Raw genomic sequence first — 16,477 nt, forward strand, 5'->3', positions numbered from 1 at the left:
CCGGTCCTCCCGGCGGACAAGAAAACTGTCACCCATGCAATCGGTCCATTCTGTTACCTATCTATCCGGTTCGGACACCAGCCCCTTCTCCCCGTCACTATACGGGGAGAAGGTGCCGGCAGGCGGATGAGGGGCGGCGCCGACTTCGACAATTGGCCGGTCGAGCGCCGACTGCGGCAGGGCGCTATTCCTTCACCGCACCGGTCATCGAGGACACGTAGTGCTCGACAAAGAAGGAATAAAGCACGACCACCGGCAGCGAGCCGATCAGGGCTCCGGCCATCAGCGCTCCCCACTCGTAGACGTCGGAGCGGACAAGCTCCGTGAGCACCCCGACCGGCACAGTCTTGTTTTCGGACGACTGGATGAACGTCAGCGCATAGATGAATTCGTTCCATGACAGGGTGAATGCGAATATGCCGGCGGAAATCAGGCCGGGCACCGACAGCGGCAGCACGATCTTGGTGAGGATCTGCCACCGGCTCGCCCCGTCAATGAGCGCGCATTCTTCCAGTTCGAACGGGATGGAGCGGAAGTAACCCATCAGCAGCCAAGTGCAGAACGGGATCAGGAAGGTCGGGTAAGTGAGAATGAGCGCGAAGGGCGTGTCGAAAAGCCCAAGGTTGAACACCATCACCGACAGCGGGATGAACAGGATCGAGGGCGGCACGAGATAGGCGAGGAAGATCGCGAGCCCAACGTGCCGCGCTCCCGAAAACCGCAGCCGTTCGATCGCATAGGCCGCGAACACCGCAGCCAGCAGCGACAGGAACGTGGCGGCGGTGGAGATGATGATCGTGTTGAGCAGCCAGCCCGGATAGGACGTGTCGAACAAGAGATAGCGGATGTGCTCGAATGTCGGATGCACGACCCAGAACGGATTGAAATTGGCGTAGTCGGTCATCTCGTGATTGGGCTTAATCGCCGTGATCGTCATCCAGTAGAACGGGAACAACAGCACGATGACGAACACCAGTAACGGCAGATAGACCGTCACCACGCGCCGCGGAAGGCTCTGAAGGTAGCCCATGCCGCCTTCGTCGAGTTCCGGACGTTTCGTTTTTTTGGTCGTGGCCCTCTTGATCGTAGCCATGTCAGTCTCCGCCGCCCTGCTGCCATTTGCGGCGTTGCAGGCCGAAATAGCTGAACAGGATCGCCGCAAGCAGGAACGGGATCATGGCGACCGCGATTGCGGCGCCCTCGCCAAGCTGGCCTCCCGAAATGCCGCGCTGAAACGACAATGTCGCCATCAGATGGGTGGCATTGACCGGTCCGCCGCGGGTCAGGACATAGATCAGCTGGAAATCGGTGAAGGTGAACAGCACGGAAAATGTCATGGTGATGGCGATGATCGGCGTCAGCAGCGGCAGCGTCACAAAACGGAACAATTGCCAGCGGCTGGCGCCGTCGAGCGTGGCGGCCTCGTAAAGCGACTGGGGAATCGTCTGCAAGCCGGCAAGCAGCGTGATGGCGACGAACGGAATGCCGCGCCACACATTGGCGGCGATGACCGAAGCGCGCGCGTTCTCCGGATCGCCGAGGAAATTGATGCGATGGTCGATCAGGCCCATTTCCAAAAGTGCCCAGGACAGGATGGAGAACTGCGAATCGTAGATCCACCAGAAGGCGATGGCCGACAGCACCGTCGGCACCACAAACGGCAGCAGGATGATCGCGCGGAAGAACGATTTGATGGGAAGGTTCTGATTGAGAATAAGCGCCAGCCAGAGGCCGAGCGCGAACTTCAGGATCGAGGCGCTTATCGTGTAGAGCAAGGTGTTGAAGACGGAGAGCCAGAAGACGGCGTCATCCGACAGATATTGGTAGTTTTCGATGCCTATGAAGATACCGGGGCGACCGATGCGGGTATCCGTGAAGCCGAGCCAGACCCCGAGCCCGAGCGGATAGGTGAGGAAGACCAGCAGCAGCGCTGCCGCCGGCAGCATGAAGCCGAAGCTAAGCGCGTTCCGGCTGTCGGCCAGGAGCGACAGGATCCGCGACGGGATCGACGGACGCGGCTGAACGGCAGCGGACGACACGGCCATGGGACGGCTCCTCATCAGATCTGGGTGGCATGGTGGCCTGAGTGGCCGCCACACGATTCTGGGAAACAGACCGGGCAGCGCGGTCGCGGCTGCCCGGCTCGGCTGTGATCAAACGCGATAGTACCGGTTGGCGCGTTTCTCCGCCTCTTCCATCGCCTCCTGCGGCGTGGCCTGGCCCGTCACGGCCTTGGCAAACATGTCGACCAGGACATAATCGGCCATGGTCGCCGCCGAGGCATAGCCGAGCGGCCCGGCATAGCCGTTGGGACGCAGCGTCGCCGAGGCCTTGGCGTAAGCGGCATTGTTCGGGTCGGCCGTCCACACCGGATTGTTGTCGAAGGCTTTGAGTGTCTGGCAGCAGTAGCCGGCCGAGGAGGTGATCCACTCCGCCATTTGCTGTTCCTCGAACATGAACTGCAGATAGGACTTGGCTGCGTTGGGGTAGGGCGTGTAGTCGAAGATCACGGCCGTGGTCACCTGGAACAGCTCGACCGATTTCCCGACGGGACCGATCGGCAGGCTGGTCGTGCGTATGTCCTTGGCGATTTCAGTCAGTTTCGGATCATTGTCCTTGTTGGTCTTGGCAGTGTTATACACGGAAATGCCGTTGGCGATAACGCCCAGTTCGCCGGCCAGGAAGGCGCGGTTGTTGTTCACGTCGAGCCAACTTTCGGTGCCGGGGATGAAGGTCTTGTACAGTTCCTGCGCGTATTCGATCGCCTTGAGCGTCTCGGGGCTGTTGATCGTCACCTTTCCGCTCTCGTCGACCATCTGGCCGCCATGGCTCCAAAGCAGCCAGTGAGCATAGTTGTTGCCGTCGCCGACGCCATGGCCGTGTGTGAAGCCGGCTGGATGGCCCTTCGCCTGTAAGGCCTTGCAAAGCTCGAGGAAGCCCGCCGTGTCCTTCGGAAATTCCGAGAAGCCAGCCTCCTTCACCCAGCTTTCCCGATAGACGATGGCATTGCCGATGGTGGCCAGGGGCAGGCCGAGGAATTTTCCCTCCCGCGTCGCATATTGCTTTGGTCCCTCGTGCCAGCCGCCGTATTTCGTGCCGAGATACTCACCCAGTTCCGTCACGTCGTGCAGCTTGTCTGGATATTGATGCGGATCGTCGAACCAGACCAACATCAGATCTGGACCGGAGCCGACATTGGCGGCAACCGCCGCCTTGGGGCGAATGTCCTCCCAGCTTTCCTTGTCGACGCGGACCTCGACGCCTGTCGCCTCGGTGAACCGCTTGGTGTTGGCCAGCCATTGATCCTCATCGCCCTGCACGAATGGCGACCAGCGCAGCATCCGCAGCTTTGCGCCGTCCTCGGGCTTGTAGGTCAATCCCTCCTGGGCAAAGGCGGAAGAGCCGACGAAACGGCTCCCCAAGGCTCCCGCCGCCACGCCGGCGGTCGTGCGGATCACGTCACGTCTGGTGAATTTCATGCTCGTCTCCTCCTGTTTATTTCCACGCGGTGTTCTTACTGCCGGGCGCGCATTTCGAAGCGCTGCCCGGTTTCGCCATGAAAGAGATGGATGAGGCCCGGCTCGGCCGTGAGCCGGACGGTCTCGCCCGGCGTGAAGGAATGGCGCTCGCGGAAATTGGCGACGATCTCTTCGCCGCCGGCCGTCCGGCCGATGAGCTGCACTTCCGATCCGGTCGGCTCGACCACCGCGACGGTGACCGGAATACCTTGGCCGTCGGACAGCTGCAGATGCTCGGGCCGTATTCCCAGCACCACCGGATCGCCATTGCCGATGGTAGGTGCTGCAGCCAATGGGATTGAAATCCCCCCGGAGCCTCGAAAGGACGGTGAGCCGCCATCTGTTGCGATTTCGCCCCTCAACATGTTCATGGCGGGCGAGCCGATAAAGCTGGCGACGAAGAGATTGTTCGGCCGGTCGTAGAGTTCCAATGGCGGCCCGATCTGCTCGACCAGGCCGTCATGCATGACCACGATCTTGTCGGCCATGGTCATCGCCTCGATCTGGTCGTGGGTGACATAGACCGTCGTGGTCTTCAGCCGCTGGTGCAGTTCCTTGATCTCGGCGCGCATCTGCACCCTGAGCTTGGCGTCGAGGTTGGACAGCGGCTCGTCGAAGAGGAAGACCGCCGGATCGCGCACGATCGCCCGGCCCATGGCGACGCGCTGGCGCTGGCCGCCGGAAAGCTGCCTCGGATAGCGCTCCAGCAATGGCACCAGCCCCAGGATTTCGGCGGCGCGCTTAACGCTGGCAGCGCTTTCGGCTTTCGAAACACCCTTGAGCATGAGCGAGAACGCCATGTTCTCGGCGACGGTCATGTGCGGGTAGAGCGCATAGTTCTGGAAGACCATGGCGACGTCGCGTTCTTTTGGCGCAACGTTGTTGACGACACGGTCGCCAATCGCGATCTGGCCGCGCGAAATCTTTTCCAGGCCGGCGATCATCCTGAGAAGGGTCGATTTTCCGCAGCCAGACGGCCCGACCAGCGTAACGAATTCGCCGTCGTCTATGTCGACGCTGACGCCGTGGAGAATCTCGACGGTTCCGAATGATTTGTAGACATCGCCAATCGCGACAGACGCCATCGATTTCCTCCCGAATGCTTCCTGCGACGTCTTCGAAGGAAACCGCTTCCTAACAGGCCGCGGCAGCTCCCAAGCTCCTCCCTGATCACGCGCGATGATGAAACGGTAGCGCTACCAAGCCTGCCTGTAAAGCGGCTGCGCCGCAAGCACTCTTCTTTGTTGCTCGTGATTGTGAGCGTCCCCGGCACGGACTGAAAGTCGCCATGTCCGGGATCGCAGGGGGATGCTTTGTCAAGCCCCAGCTCTTAAAACCAGAGATGCGAAAAGCCATCAGCAACGACGCCTGCCTAGTCGGAAACTTCGGTTTGCGGCCGGTCCCGGCCGTCGGCGAGCTCGTCGTGCCATTTACCGTCGGCGTCCTCGTACTGGATGCCGTCCGTGGTGCCGGCGACCTGTTGTTCGGCCGAAGCTATCTCGGCGGCGCGCAATGCGTCCTCGTGAGTAGGGAACGTCTCCGAAAATGTCTCGCCGACCTTATAGGCCCAACCCCCGTCATGCTCGACGATCTTGTAGGTCAGCTTCGCCATGAAATCCTCCAGTGGAAAAAGCTCAGTCTGCTCAATGCAGTTTGCCTTGGGACAGTTTGCCTTGGGGCAGTTTGCCTTGGGGCAATCTCTCGTCGGGAACCAGCACGTCCGATTCCTTCGCGGCTTCGACCAATGCCCGGCGTGCATCCGCTGTCGAACGATAACCTTCCAGCACTTTTAGGCAAGTGTCGAGAGCATCGCGATGCCGCGGACCACGATTGAGTGGCCACACCGTCATCAGGCACTCCGCCGCTTCCTGGGTGCTGCGGATCTCACGGTATTTGCCGACATGCCCGAGTTCGACCACGACTGGCTTTTCGAAAGGCTTGTTGTCCATCATCGCCGCCAACGCGGGGCGGCCGATTTGGTTGCACGCCCCTCCGCGTAAAGGTCTCGAGGCTGCGGTCATCGGGGCCGCAGCCATTGGAAATGGCCGCTCAGCCCGCCGCCTTCATCCAGTGCTGCATCGTCGTCACCGAGCGGGCAAACTGCGGCGCCGGGTGGATCGTCTCGCCGAAGGTGGCCGCGGCCCGCCACGCCCAGCGAGGATCGGCGAGGAAGGCGCGGGCCAGAGCCACCATGTCGGCACGGCCCTCGGCAACGATCGCCTCGGCCTGCTTCGGGTCGTCGATCAGGCCGACGGCCCGCGTCGGGATGTCGGCGCCGTTGCGCACGGCTTCCGCCAGATGCACCTGGTAGCCTGGGCCGGTCGGCAGCTTCTGCAGGGGCGAATTGCCGCCGCTCGAGCAGCAGAGATAGGCGACATCAGCTGCCTTCAGCGCCTTGGCCACTTCGATCGCGTCCTCGACATCGAAGCCGCCATCGACCCATTCCTTGACCGACAGGCGCGCCCCAAGCATCAGCTTGGGCACTGCCTTCCTCACCGCCTTGGCGATCTCGACGACAAAACGCATGCGGTTTTCCAGCGAGCCGCCCCAGCGGTCGGTGCGCTGGTTGGAAAGCGGCGACAGGAACTGGAAGATCAGATAGCCGTGTGCCGCGTGCAATTCGATGAAATCGAAGCCGGCGCGCTCGGCCCGTCTTGCCGCCTCGGCGAAGCGTTCGATGATTTGCACGATCTCATCGTCCTCCAGCGCCCGCGGCACCTGCCAGCCCGTGTCGTAAGCGATGGCCGAGGCGGACACGATCGGCCACGGGTCCTGATCGACCTTCAGCGGCCCGCCGCCTTCCCAAGGTTTCTGGTTGGAGGCCTTGCGGCCGGCATGGGCAAGCTGCGTGCCGAACTTGGTGCCAGGAGCGGCGACGCGCTTGGCGGCATCCAGCGCGCGCCGGGCGGCCGCCTCGTTATCGTCGGAATAAAGGCCGAGGCAGCCATGCGAGATGCGGCCCCGCCGCTCGACGTCGGTCATCTCGACGGTGACCATGCCGGCGCCGGACATCGCCAGGTTCATCCAGTGGTACAGGTGCCAGTCGCTGGCCGAACCGTCATCGGCGGAATACTGGCACATCGGCGCCACCGCGATGCGGTTGGGAAAGGTGAGGCCGTCAAGCGTGATCGGATGGAAGAGGGATGTGGTCATCAGAAAACTCCGGGGAGGGCTGTTGCTATTTAGGCGGTGGTTTGCGCCTGTGCCATACACGAGGCGGTGAAGCACGCCTCTGGACCAATTGCTGTCGGGATTGCGCAAATACCGGTTCGCGGTTACGGCTCGCGCCGGCAGCACGGAGTTCACCGCCGGCAGCACGGAGTTCACCATGGAAGATCGCATTCGCATCCGCTCGGAGGAAGTCCTTTCCGATGACTGGGCAGTCCTGAAAAAGACCGTCCTCGATTATCGCCGGCGCGACGGGCAATGGGAGACGCAGATCCGCCAGACCTACGATCGCGGCGACGGGGCGGTCATCCTGCCTTACGACCCCGAGCGCTCGACGGTTCTGCTCGTGCGGCAGTTCCGCTACGCGGCCTACGTCACCGGCTACCGCGATCCGCTGATCGAGGCCTGCGCCGGCCTGCTCGATGAACACGATCCGGAAACCTGCATCCGCAAGGAGGCGGAAGAGGAACTCGGCTACCGGCTGAAGGACGTCGAACGGCTGTTTTCGCCCTATATGAGTCCTGGCAGCGTGACCGAGCGGCTCTGGTTTTTCGTCGCGCGCTATTCGCCGACCGACCGCATCTCGGATGGCGGCGGCGCGCCGGAAGAAGGCGAAGACATCGAGGTTCTGGAAATGCCGCTCGACGAGGCTTTGGCCGGCATCTACGACGGCAGCATTGTCGACGCCAAGACGATTATCCTGATCCAGCACCTGAAGCTGAACCCGATCCGGGCTTGAGCCATGCCGGAACCTGGGTGCCGCCGAGCAACGCCGTCGGTGTGCTGGTGCGGACGACCCGTACGATCAGAGATCAAGGGATTTTAAGTCTCTTTCTAGGTCAACCCTTGGGTATCCAAGAGGGCACTGAGCCAACCGACGACTGGCGCAAGATAGAGACGATCGAGGCGGCAGAACTGGCCGCTCGCGCTGCCAAAGCCGCATCCAAACACAAAAGTCCAGTGGCGGAAAACGCCAGATTTCAGTGCTGAAACCGCACCAAACATGAAATCCATAGTGCGGAAACCGACAGTACAGGGCTTGGTGCGGAAATGCAGCCGAGGCGATTTCAGGTGAGGCAAAAGACTCACATATTGCTGGCTGGGCTGTTGGGATCGATCTTCATCAGCCGTTCCTTGGCCTCGACCAGACGCCGTTGCGTCCGTATCCTGCTGCACAGCGCGTTATTCTCGGCGATCATTTCTTCTGTACGTGCGAGCGCGAGCTCGGCCCGTTTGATGCGTTGCTCGGCAGTCTCGACCGCCGTCCCGCGGCCGTGGGGTTCCATGGTGTCCATGAGTTTGTAACACATGGCGGGCGATATCGTTCCTTGATGTCGGGCGAAACGGGTGTCGCATGAGCGCGGCCCTACTGATCCGCGCGTTGGTCTCCGATCGTGTTTGCTTCGGCCAACCTAGCCAGCGCCTGTTCGACCTTTTGAGCCGACGCGTCCGTGCGCTTGATGTGCTTCAAAATTTGCTGCCTCAGCAGCACGAGCCTTGCGGCACGGTATATCTCGCCGTGTCTCGCATCTTCAAGGTGGAGGGTCGCGAGCATCATGGGTCAATCCTTCCGATCGATCTTCATCATGCGTTCCCTGGCCTCAATGACGCGTTTTTGCTCGGACCGTATGCGGTCGCACAACGCGATATTGACGGCGACGCAGCCATCGTCCGCCAACTTCGCACGCTTAAGCGAGCGCTCGGCCCGTTTTACGCGCAGCCTGGCATTGGCCAGTTCGAAGCTAAAAATATCAATCATCATCATACCGCTTCGTTTGCGGTCCCTTCGATTGTTAACCGGCGTCGATCCCATTTGTTCCGACAGCACGCGGCGCATCGCCGGGACGGAGCGATCTGACTGTGCCGGGAACTCGCCACCGGACGAGATCGTCGCGTCTGTCGACGTCGCGCTCAAGGCAGAGCGCGAGAAGCACAATGCGAAACGAGGGTGGCGGGAGCCGAGGGAGCTTTGCCATAGCCCGTATAACATATGTTACGACGACAGAGGTTCCTTGCCGAATAACCGGACGGACCGTTCACAACGCGGGATCGTGACTTCTTCGGCGATAGGTCTTCGGCCGACCAACTACTCGAGATGCCGACAGCAAGGATGACAGTGGTTGCCAAGCAAACGCGCTTCTTCGCCTCGCTCACCGCCACCCTGCGGCCGCCGCCTCGGCCTCAGAACAAAACTACCTCACCGTACTGCCCATCGCCATTGGATAAGTGCGTTCCGTGACCACGACTGGACCATCGACAGATCAGCACCATGTACTTGGGTACCTGACCTTGGTGGAGACCGGTATGTACCTGTTTATTCTGTCGGCCCTTGCGGCAATTATATTGTGCTTGATCGGATCGGTTATGCTCGTAAGAGAGTTTGTAGGGAGAGCAGACCGCAGGATATTCCGACCGTCTTATTGGTTTGCTGCGGCAGGGGCTATGGTATTGATGGGAGCGGTTTCCCTTTTTGAGATGTGAGTACGGTCTCCTGCTCGCGTGGGCATGCCCCCGCTGCCCGCTGCAGATCGGGACGCAACAACCCGATCGGCCCTGCTTTCACCATCTTGCATTAGAAACGTGGAACATAAGTGAGGCAGAAACATTGTTGGCGCCATGGACAAGAACGATGGTGACAATCCTCCTGAATGGTTTCCGAGCAGCCTGCCAAAGGATCTGGTGATCCGAGCCGATATCGCGAAAAGGTTTTCGAGAGAGACCGACGGTAAAATTGGGCCGGACGATTTGGTGGTCACGAAGGCGAGGCGGGATCGCAATCTGTTTGAGGAACTGGAAAAAGCTGACGCCGCCCTCGACAGCCAACCGACCGTGGTTCCATTGCTCCTGGTTCTGTATGTGTTCTCAATATTGGGCTTGGCAGCATACGCCCTCGCTAGTTGGTATCTTCCATAGCCCCCGCGTGGTGGACAAGCCGTCAGCTTCTTTCGCGCACGAGGCTAATCAGCGGCAAGTCGTCTGCTCCTTTTTCTTTGTCGCCAATCTTGTCCGGTCTGGACAGTATATGACGCGACGCTAATTTAATGCCAATGGCACGTTTTCTGTTGAGCCTCGTTTCGATTTTATTTTGCTGCACGCATCTCCAAGCGCAAGCGTGGCAGCTTTTCGGCGTCAGGCAATTTGGCTTCATATTCGATGTTCCCCCTGGCTTTGTCCTGACGCAGCATTCGGATCAGGGCGCGGAATTTCGGGGCGAAAACGATGCCCTTCTTACCGTGTGGGGCGCAAGGCTCGGCGAGCACAGTTTTCGCGCCGAGATCGAGCACCGCATGGTCGAGGATGAAAAGGAGGGCTGGAAACTGACCTATAGGCACGTCACGCCGAGATGGGCCAGCTACTCGGGTATCAAGAACGAACAGATCCGATATGTCCGCGCCATTGCGGTCTGCAACGACCGTGCCGCGCTCTTTGTCATAAATTACAGCAGCGATGAAAAAATCCCGTACGATCCGATTGTGGTGCGAATGGTGCGATCCCTGAAGGCGGAAAGTTGCTGAGAACCGTTAAACAGTCCATCCATCCCAAACTCGTCATGGCGCTTTTGAAGCATCGGCCGAACCGATATCTGATACGCCAGCACGGAGGGCGGTTGACCAAGCCCTGCTCGGGTTGTGTGTTTCCGGAGAAGTGTTTCCAAACTCCGGCTCCCGATGGCAAGAGTTTATAGATCCGGATCTCGAGGCAGCAGTGTTTGGTAGGATGTGGGGCGGCGATCAAGCCGGGCGCCCGCCGATTGGCGAGATAACCGACCAAGCCATTGCCTATGCTGAAAGGTTTATTGCCTTGACTGGGGATTTAGCCCGCCGTTGTCGGATAGCCGCACCGTCTCCGATCTGCGCAAAGCCGCTGGGATCACAGCCAAAAAGCCTCGACATCGCGATAGCACTCGAAGCGCTTCTGCTGCCGCCAGAAGCGGTTCCGAAATCTCTCATCGACTTAAAGTGAGGGCCGGATTGTTGTTGGGTTCGACGTACGAGGAGAGCCAGGGGATAGTGAAAGTCGTAAAAGACTTTTGCTCCATAAGAAGCAAGGTGGTGCATGGTGCAATCGCCGAGCCCCTCCCGCAGCAATTTAACACTATTGCACAGACGCAGAAGATCGCAGAGCACATCTTACGCATTGAAGTGGATTTGGGAAGAACTCCCAATTTTGATGCAGTCGATTTAGGCGGGCCGGCCTAATGGCAGCCGGTCCTTTTTCGGTGTACGGCTACCCCCACGGCTGCCCAAGAGCGTTGTCACACGGGTATCCTGCAAATGCGGAAAAACCAAATTGATCTTTAATGTCAACGTGGTGCGGACGACGGGAATCGAACCCGTACGATCAGAGATCGAGGGATTTTAAGTCCCTTGCGTCTACCAATTCCGCCACGTCCGCAGGCCAGTCCTTTTCAGACGCCAGCCAAAGGCCGTCAAGCCATCTTCTGCCATCGAAAAATCTGATACTGGAAACACGCTTTGTCGCTGCGCTGCAAGGAACGACATATGGCTTAAAATCTGAACCTTGCCTCAATGTCCATTGATAGCGCTAAAAACCTGGACCAAAAACCCGCCTTGGCGGCGGGGCGTCGGGCGCAAAATCAGCACAAGTGGCCAAATCAACGGCATGGCTGCCGTCATCGAGCCAGCGGCAACCCTCGCCAGCAAGGGCCAATCCACTGATTTTAACTTGATCAAGATCGCCGGAACCATTTCGCAGCGGCTGAGTTTCGGACTGAAGCTACTGGAATCCCGAACATGGCAAAATTTGAGACAGAACGAGGAAAGTCTGTTGCAAACGCCGTACGGCAGTTGATCCGTTCCAAAGACAACCGCCGGTATTTACACGACGTGCTGGATCTTGGCGTCGACCAACGACTGCCCAGCGCCCTTGCTTCATTGCTTGTGACGCTCGATCAGGACGGGCGGGAACCATTGCCGCATTCCCGGGGCCCAAACCAGCGATGACCGGGTAAACGCGCTAATCTTCTCCTCCATCCCCACCCCCCCATGACTCAACGCTACGACATCGAGAAGACACCTGAAGGCACGTGGGACATCATCGATGTGTTCACGGGGCTGCCGGTGGTCGAGGTCGGCGTCCCCTTGATCGACATGCGGATCGAAGAGGCCGACGATCTGGTCGACCTTCTCAATTGCCGCGACAGGGAACAGCGGCAGGATACTTAACGGCGGCGTCCCAGGATCCAGAAAGATCCGCCAACGAGGGCGATCTGATTAGCCGCAAACGGAAACGTCTTCCGGTTGGCACTTTGCCGTGGATGGCCCTGAAACAAAAAAACCCGCCTCGGCGGCGGGTCATTGGCGCAAATCAGCACCATGTCGAAATCAATAGCATAAATGCCGTCACAAAGCAAGGAATCGCGAGCTCGCGACGAGACTCGAAATCGGTCGCCGTGAAGGCCGAGGAGCGCTCGATCATCGCTGATCCTGCTGGTCAAAACGCCATCGGCTTGGCACAGTCGGGAAAACAGGAGTCTCCTCATGGCCAAGACGGCGCGTGCGACGAAACCAAAACCCTGGGCCGAGGCAGCCACGCATCTGGTCGACGTCGCGATGGGCAGGAGGCCCGCCGATCTCGTCATCCGCAACGGGCGCTGGGTCAATGTTCACTCCGGCGAGATCATCGCCGGCACCGACATTGCCATTGCCGGCGGCCGCTTCGCCTATTGCGGACCGAATGCCGGCCACGCCATAGGGCAGGGCACCAAGGTGGTCGACGCCGGCGGGCGCTATCTGGTGCCGGGTCTCTGCGACGCGCATATGCATGTCGAGAGCGGCATGGTGACGGTGACGGAGTTCTGCCGCGCGGTCATCCCGCATGGCACCACCTCGATGTTCATCGATCCGCACGAGATCGCCAATGTGCTCGGCCTTCCGGGTGTGCGGCTGATGCATGACGAGGCCGTCGCCATGCCGATCAACGTGCATGTGCAGATGCCGTCCTGCGTGCCCTCGGCACCGGGGCTGGAGCATGCCGGCGCCGAGCTGACGGTCGCCGATGTCACCGAGGCAATGGCGTGGCAAAACATCATCGGGCTCGGCGAGGTGATGAACTTTCCCGGTGTGGCGGCTAACGATCCGGTGATGGCGGGCGAGATCGCCGCGACGGTGAGGGCGGGCAAGACCGTCGGCGGCCATTATGCCTCGCGCGATCTCGGCCTGCCGTTCCACGGCTACGTCGCCGGCGGACCCGAGGACGACCACGAAGGCACGCGCGCCGAGGACGCTATCGCCCGCGTCCGCCAGGGCATGAAGGCGATGCTGAGGCTGGGCTCGGCCTGGTACGACGTGGCCTCGCAGATCAAGGCGGTGACGGAGAGCGGGCTCGATCCGCGCAACTTCATCCTGTGCACCGACGACAGCCATTCCGGGACGCTTGTCCATGAAGGGCATATGGACCGGGTGGTCCGGCACGCCATCAGCCAAGGGTTGAAGCCGGTGACGGCGATCCAGATGGCGACGCTCAACACCGCTCAGCATTTCAGGCTGGAGCGCGAGCTGGGTTCGATCGCGCCGGGACGGCTTGCCGATCTGCTTATCGTCTCCGATCTGGCCGCAATGACCATCGATGAGGTCTATGGCCGCGGCGTCAGGCTGGCCAAGGGCGGCAAGCTCGACATCGACATTCCGGCCTATGACTATCCGAAGACGGCGAAGAACACCGTCAAGCTCGGCAAGAAGCTCAAAGCGGCGGATTTCGACATCATCGCGCCTATCGGCGCCAACGAGGTTCGGGTGCGGGTCATCGGCGTGATCGAGAACCAGGCACCGACGCGCGCGCTCGAGGCCGATCTCCCGGTGGAGAACGGGCTGGTCGCCATGGACCGCCGCAACGACGTCTGCCAGATCGCGCTGGTCGAGCGCCACCTGGGCACGGGCGGCGTCACCAATGCCTTCGTCTCCGGCTTCGGCTATATGAGCGACTGCGCCATCGCCTCCAGCGTGGCGCATGATGCGCACCACATCATCGTCGTCGGCACTAGCAAGCCGGACATGGCTTTGGCGGTCAACCGGCTGGGCGAGGTCGGCGGTGGCGTCGTGCTGTTCTCCAAGGGCAAGGAGTTGGCGCTGGTCGAAATGCCGATCGCCGGGCTGATGTCGGACGAGCGCGCCGAAATCGTCGCGGCCAAGGCCGACAAGCTGACCGAGGCGATGCGCCAGATGGGCTGTTCGCTGAACAACGCCTACATGCAACACTCGCTGCTGGCGCTGGTCGTCATCCCGGAACTGAGGATTTCCGATGTCGGCCTGATCGACGTGACGACGTTTCAGAAAGTCGACCTGTTCGTCTGACGACGACCAAGGGCGAGCCCAAATTGCTCATCCGCCGGTGGCGATGGTCAGCACCCTGAACGGCGTAGTGATGACGATCTCGGCGACGGAGCCGACGGCCTTGCCGATGCCTTGGCCGAGATTGTCGATCGGCTGCGCCGGATTGACCTCGTCTGACGCCAGGCCGGCTGGCGCGCGCAGCCGGTCGCCGAGCAACTGCACCAAGAAAGGGTTGTCGGCGAATTTGGCGTGGTTCAGGCGGTCGCCGCCTTTGGTCTTGCTCAGGTCGACCACCGAAACGCCGTAGCTGGCGAGGTCGGCCGCGTCGCCGTAGTCGCCGACGCGCGGCTTGTCGCCGGAGATCAGGGAGGACAACCTGAGGGCGCGATCGTCGCCCGAAAGCAGGATGGCGAAAGGCTTGTCGGGCTTGCCATAGCGGATCATCTGCTTCTTGAACACATCGACATCGATGTCGGGCGAGGCCAGGATGACATAGCCGAGCTTGTCGCTGAGATCGCGGTCGCCGGTAATGGCAAGCTGGCGCAGCGCCTCCATCGTCACCCAGGTGCCCATCGAATGGGCGATGATGTCGATGCTCTTGGCCTTCGTCTTGGCCAGCATGCGCAGCGTCTCTTCGAGATCGTCGCGCGCAGCGTTGGCGCTTTCCTTGTCGTAGATATAGCCCGTGGTCTTGCCGCTCGAGTGCGCGATCTGCGTCAGCCGGTAGATGCCGTCGTCAAAACCGTTGTTGAAGCCGTGCACGAAAACCAGGGCGCGGTCGCCGCGCATCGCGATGTCGGCGCCGACCGCCTTGGCGAATTGCGGGGCGCCTTCGTAGAATTCGACCTCAGTTGCCGTGAAGTCCTTCGCCGGATTGCTGTTGGAGGAGCCCCTGACCCGCTCGATGGCGCCGACCCGATGGATTTCGGAACGGTGACCTCGACACTGGCAAAACTGGTGGTCGGTGAACGGTCACCATCGAACACCTGCCGCGGATCTTTCGTGGCTTTCTTGCGGGTGGTGGCGACGAATATCTCATGCTTGGCCGCGATGTCGGAGGCAGGCACCGTGACAGCCGTCGTGTTGAGAAGGTCGTGTGTCTTCCGGCCGGCGCAACCGGTAACGGCGAGCGCAAACGCTACGACGAGAAAAATCTTCGAACGCACGGTCACGCAGGCTCCCGCAAGGGGGACGTCAAGCTGGTGACGTCGCTCGCTATTTCGATAAAGCCAGGGGCCGGCCCGGTCCAGTTGAAAGTGATCCGATGATGCCACAACCGTGAACATGCACGACGAAAGCCTGCCGAACAGGGCGTCGAACGCACCTCATTGCCCGAGCAGGCTGATGCGGTCGGTTACCTCGCGGTCGCTGGCAAATCCGTCATCCTCGCGCAGCCGCTGGCCGATCATCTTCACCAGCTCGGGGTTGTCGGCGAATTTGGTGTGGTTGAAGCGATCCGATCCCTTGACGCTGGAGAGATCGACGACGCTTACGCCATAGTCGGCGAGGTCGGCGGCGTCCTTGTAGTCACCGACGCGCGGCCGCGAGCCGGCGATCAGGCCGGAGAGCCGCAGCGCCCGGTCGTCGTCGGACAAAAGCAGGATGAAGGGTTTGTTCGGCTTGCCGTAGCGGCGCATCTGGCTCTTGAACACGTCGACATCAATGTCGGGCGAGGCCAGCACGACGTCGCCGAGCTTGCCGCCGAGATCGCGGTCGCCGTTGATGGCAAGCTGGCGCAGCGCTTCCATGGTGACCCAGGTTCCCAGCGAGTGCGCGACGATGTCGATGCGTCGCGCGCCGGTCTGCGCGAGCATCCTCAGCGTCACTTCCAGCTGGTCACGGGCAGCACTGGCGCTTTCCCGGTCGTAGACATAGTCCCTGGTCTTGGCGCCCGACGCCCAGGAAAACAGCACCGGCGTGCCCGGGTAGCCGGAATCATGGGCGATCTGGGTGACGCGGTAGACGGCGGCGTCGAAACCGGTGTTGTAGCCGTGGACAAAGACCATGACGCGGCCGCCACGCGCGGCGATGTCGGTGCTGAGCGCGCTGGAGAATTTCGGCGCGGTGTCGTAGCCGACGACGTCGGAGGCCATGAAGTATTTGGCCGGGTCATTAGACTTGCCGCGCGAACGCCGCTCGATCCGACCGGTTTCGTGGGTCCCCGGCACGGTGACGTTGGCGCGGGCATAGTTCAGCGTGGCCGAGCGCTCACGGTCGAAAACCTTGCTGGGATCGTCGGAGCGCTTGCGCGTCGTGGCAATAAAGATGCTGTGGTTGCCGGCGATTTCCGTCACCGGCGCGGACACCATGGCGCTGCCGAGCAGTTCCTCGGTCTGCCGGCCGCCGCAGCCGGCAACGAGCAAAGCAAGGGCAAGGATACAAATCTTCTTCAACTCTAGAATTCCACTCCGGCCGAAAGGCTTAATCCAACCTCCGCGAACCCTCCCGGACAGCCGAAGTGCGGCAGAAGTAAGTCATTTCCAGCCGAAATGCGCTCAG

Annotated in this window: 19 protein-coding genes, 1 tRNA gene and 1 pseudogene; 7 read left to right on the forward strand and 14 right to left on the reverse strand. The window is 61.0% G+C overall.

Features of this window, described 5'->3' with window-relative positions; translation table 11 throughout:
* Positions 1 to 184: 184 nt before the first annotated feature.
* The 7 genes from AC0L25_RS24480 to AC0L25_RS24510 all read right to left on the reverse strand — a co-directional run bounded on the left by AC0L25_RS24480 (position 185) and on the right by AC0L25_RS24510 (position 6,671).
* Complete coding sequence (locus AC0L25_RS24480) at positions 185 to 1,093, reverse strand: carbohydrate ABC transporter permease (protein ID WP_473597877.1); 909 nt, start codon at positions 1,091 to 1,093, stop codon at positions 185 to 187.
* Position 1,094: 1 nt separating this feature from the next.
* Positions 1,095 to 1,946, reverse strand: a complete 852-nt coding sequence (locus tag AC0L25_RS24485) for a carbohydrate ABC transporter permease (protein ID WP_473597923.1) — start codon at positions 1,944 to 1,946, stop codon at positions 1,095 to 1,097.
* A 207-nt stretch (positions 1,947 to 2,153) separates the two neighbouring features.
* A complete protein-coding gene (locus AC0L25_RS24490) occupies positions 2,154 to 3,479 on the reverse strand; it encodes an ABC transporter substrate-binding protein (protein ID WP_473597878.1) in 1,326 nt (441 codons plus the stop codon).
* Between the two features lie 35 nt (positions 3,480 to 3,514).
* Positions 3,515 to 4,603 carry an ABC transporter ATP-binding protein gene (locus AC0L25_RS24495; RefSeq protein ID WP_473597879.1) on the reverse strand — a complete coding sequence of 363 codons (1,089 nt, stop codon included), beginning with the start codon at positions 4,601 to 4,603 and terminating at the stop codon, positions 3,515 to 3,517.
* A 287-nt stretch (positions 4,604 to 4,890) separates the two neighbouring features.
* Positions 4,891 to 5,130 carry a DUF2188 domain-containing protein gene (locus AC0L25_RS24500; RefSeq protein WP_077371423.1) on the reverse strand — a complete coding sequence of 80 codons (240 nt, stop codon included), beginning with the start codon at positions 5,128 to 5,130 and terminating at the stop codon, positions 4,891 to 4,893.
* Positions 5,131 to 5,161: 31 nt separating this feature from the next.
* Positions 5,162 to 5,470: a DUF982 domain-containing protein gene (locus AC0L25_RS24505; RefSeq protein ID WP_473597880.1), complete on the reverse strand. Its 309-nt coding sequence runs from the start codon at positions 5,468 to 5,470 to the stop codon at positions 5,162 to 5,164.
* Positions 5,471 to 5,567: 97 nt separating this feature from the next.
* Positions 5,568 to 6,671 carry an NADH:flavin oxidoreductase/NADH oxidase gene (locus tag AC0L25_RS24510; RefSeq protein WP_473597881.1) on the reverse strand — a complete coding sequence of 368 codons (1,104 nt, stop codon included), beginning with the start codon at positions 6,669 to 6,671 and terminating at the stop codon, positions 5,568 to 5,570.
* 175 nt (positions 6,672 to 6,846) lie between these two features.
* Between AC0L25_RS24510 and AC0L25_RS24515 the strand changes: the two genes are divergently transcribed.
* On the forward strand, positions 6,847 to 7,425 hold the full coding sequence (locus tag AC0L25_RS24515; protein ID WP_473597882.1) for an NUDIX domain-containing protein: 579 nt from the start codon (positions 6,847 to 6,849) through the stop codon (positions 7,423 to 7,425).
* A 346-nt stretch (positions 7,426 to 7,771) separates the two neighbouring features.
* Here AC0L25_RS24515 and AC0L25_RS24520 read toward each other — a convergent pair whose 3' ends face one another.
* From AC0L25_RS24520 to AC0L25_RS24530, 3 genes are all read right to left on the reverse strand, one after another.
* On the reverse strand, positions 7,772 to 7,981 hold the full coding sequence (locus AC0L25_RS24520) for a hypothetical protein (protein ID WP_473597883.1): 210 nt from the start codon (positions 7,979 to 7,981) through the stop codon (positions 7,772 to 7,774).
* Positions 7,982 to 8,052: 71 nt separating this feature from the next.
* Entirely contained in the window at positions 8,053 to 8,244 is a 192-nt protein-coding gene (locus AC0L25_RS24525) for a hypothetical protein (RefSeq protein ID WP_473597884.1), read from the reverse strand.
* A gap of 3 nt (positions 8,245 to 8,247) precedes the next feature.
* The gene (locus AC0L25_RS24530) at positions 8,248 to 8,601 is read right to left on the reverse strand and encodes a hypothetical protein (protein ID WP_473597885.1); all 354 of its coding nucleotides are present in this window, start codon (positions 8,599 to 8,601) and stop codon (positions 8,248 to 8,250) included.
* A gap of 701 nt (positions 8,602 to 9,302) precedes the next feature.
* Between AC0L25_RS24530 and AC0L25_RS24535 the strand changes: the two genes are divergently transcribed.
* Positions 9,303 to 9,599 (forward strand): hypothetical protein, encoded by a 297-nt coding sequence (locus tag AC0L25_RS24535; RefSeq protein ID WP_473597886.1) that lies wholly within the window; start codon positions 9,303 to 9,305, stop codon positions 9,597 to 9,599.
* Between the two features lie 167 nt (positions 9,600 to 9,766).
* Here AC0L25_RS24535 and AC0L25_RS24540 read toward each other — a convergent pair whose 3' ends face one another.
* Positions 9,767 to 9,970 (reverse strand): hypothetical protein, encoded by a 204-nt coding sequence (locus tag AC0L25_RS24540; protein WP_352954615.1) that lies wholly within the window; start codon positions 9,968 to 9,970, stop codon positions 9,767 to 9,769.
* Positions 9,971 to 9,973: 3 nt separating this feature from the next.
* Here AC0L25_RS24540 and AC0L25_RS24545 point away from each other — a divergent pair, with 3 nt between their 5' ends.
* Positions 9,974 to 10,201, forward strand: coding sequence for a hypothetical protein (locus tag AC0L25_RS24545; protein ID WP_473597887.1), 228 nt, complete (start codon positions 9,974 to 9,976; stop codon positions 10,199 to 10,201).
* Between the two features lie 495 nt (positions 10,202 to 10,696).
* On the forward strand, positions 10,697 to 10,885 hold the full coding sequence (locus AC0L25_RS24550) for a hypothetical protein (RefSeq protein WP_473597888.1): 189 nt from the start codon (positions 10,697 to 10,699) through the stop codon (positions 10,883 to 10,885).
* A 110-nt stretch (positions 10,886 to 10,995) separates the two neighbouring features.
* Here the strand turns inward: AC0L25_RS24550 and AC0L25_RS24555 are convergent.
* Positions 10,996 to 11,081: transfer RNA gene (locus AC0L25_RS24555), tRNA-Leu, on the reverse strand.
* 228 nt (positions 11,082 to 11,309) lie between these two features.
* Between AC0L25_RS24555 and AC0L25_RS24560 the strand changes: the two genes are divergently transcribed.
* The 3 genes from AC0L25_RS24560 (at position 11,310) to ade (ending at position 13,999) form a co-directional block, all read left to right on the forward strand.
* Positions 11,310 to 11,498, forward strand: a complete 189-nt coding sequence (locus tag AC0L25_RS24560; RefSeq protein ID WP_473597889.1) for a hypothetical protein — start codon at positions 11,310 to 11,312, stop codon at positions 11,496 to 11,498.
* 194 nt (positions 11,499 to 11,692) lie between these two features.
* Entirely contained in the window at positions 11,693 to 11,872 is a 180-nt protein-coding gene (locus AC0L25_RS24565) for a hypothetical protein (RefSeq protein ID WP_473597890.1), read from the forward strand.
* Between the two features lie 315 nt (positions 11,873 to 12,187).
* A complete protein-coding gene (gene ade / locus AC0L25_RS24570; RefSeq protein ID WP_473597891.1) occupies positions 12,188 to 13,999 on the forward strand; it encodes an adenine deaminase in 1,812 nt (603 codons plus the stop codon).
* A 27-nt stretch (positions 14,000 to 14,026) separates the two neighbouring features.
* On the opposite strand, the pseudogene AC0L25_RS24575 reads toward ade, so the two are convergent.
* Both AC0L25_RS24575 and AC0L25_RS24580 read right to left on the reverse strand, forming a co-directional pair.
* Positions 14,027 to 15,150 (reverse strand): annotated as a pseudogene (locus AC0L25_RS24575) (alpha/beta hydrolase).
* Positions 15,151 to 15,303: 153 nt separating this feature from the next.
* Positions 15,304 to 16,371, reverse strand: coding sequence for an alpha/beta hydrolase (locus AC0L25_RS24580; RefSeq protein ID WP_352954626.1), 1,068 nt, complete (start codon positions 16,369 to 16,371; stop codon positions 15,304 to 15,306).
* Between the last annotated feature and the right edge of the window lie 106 nt (positions 16,372 to 16,477).

The organism is Mesorhizobium sp. WSM4813 (assembly GCF_055811555.1).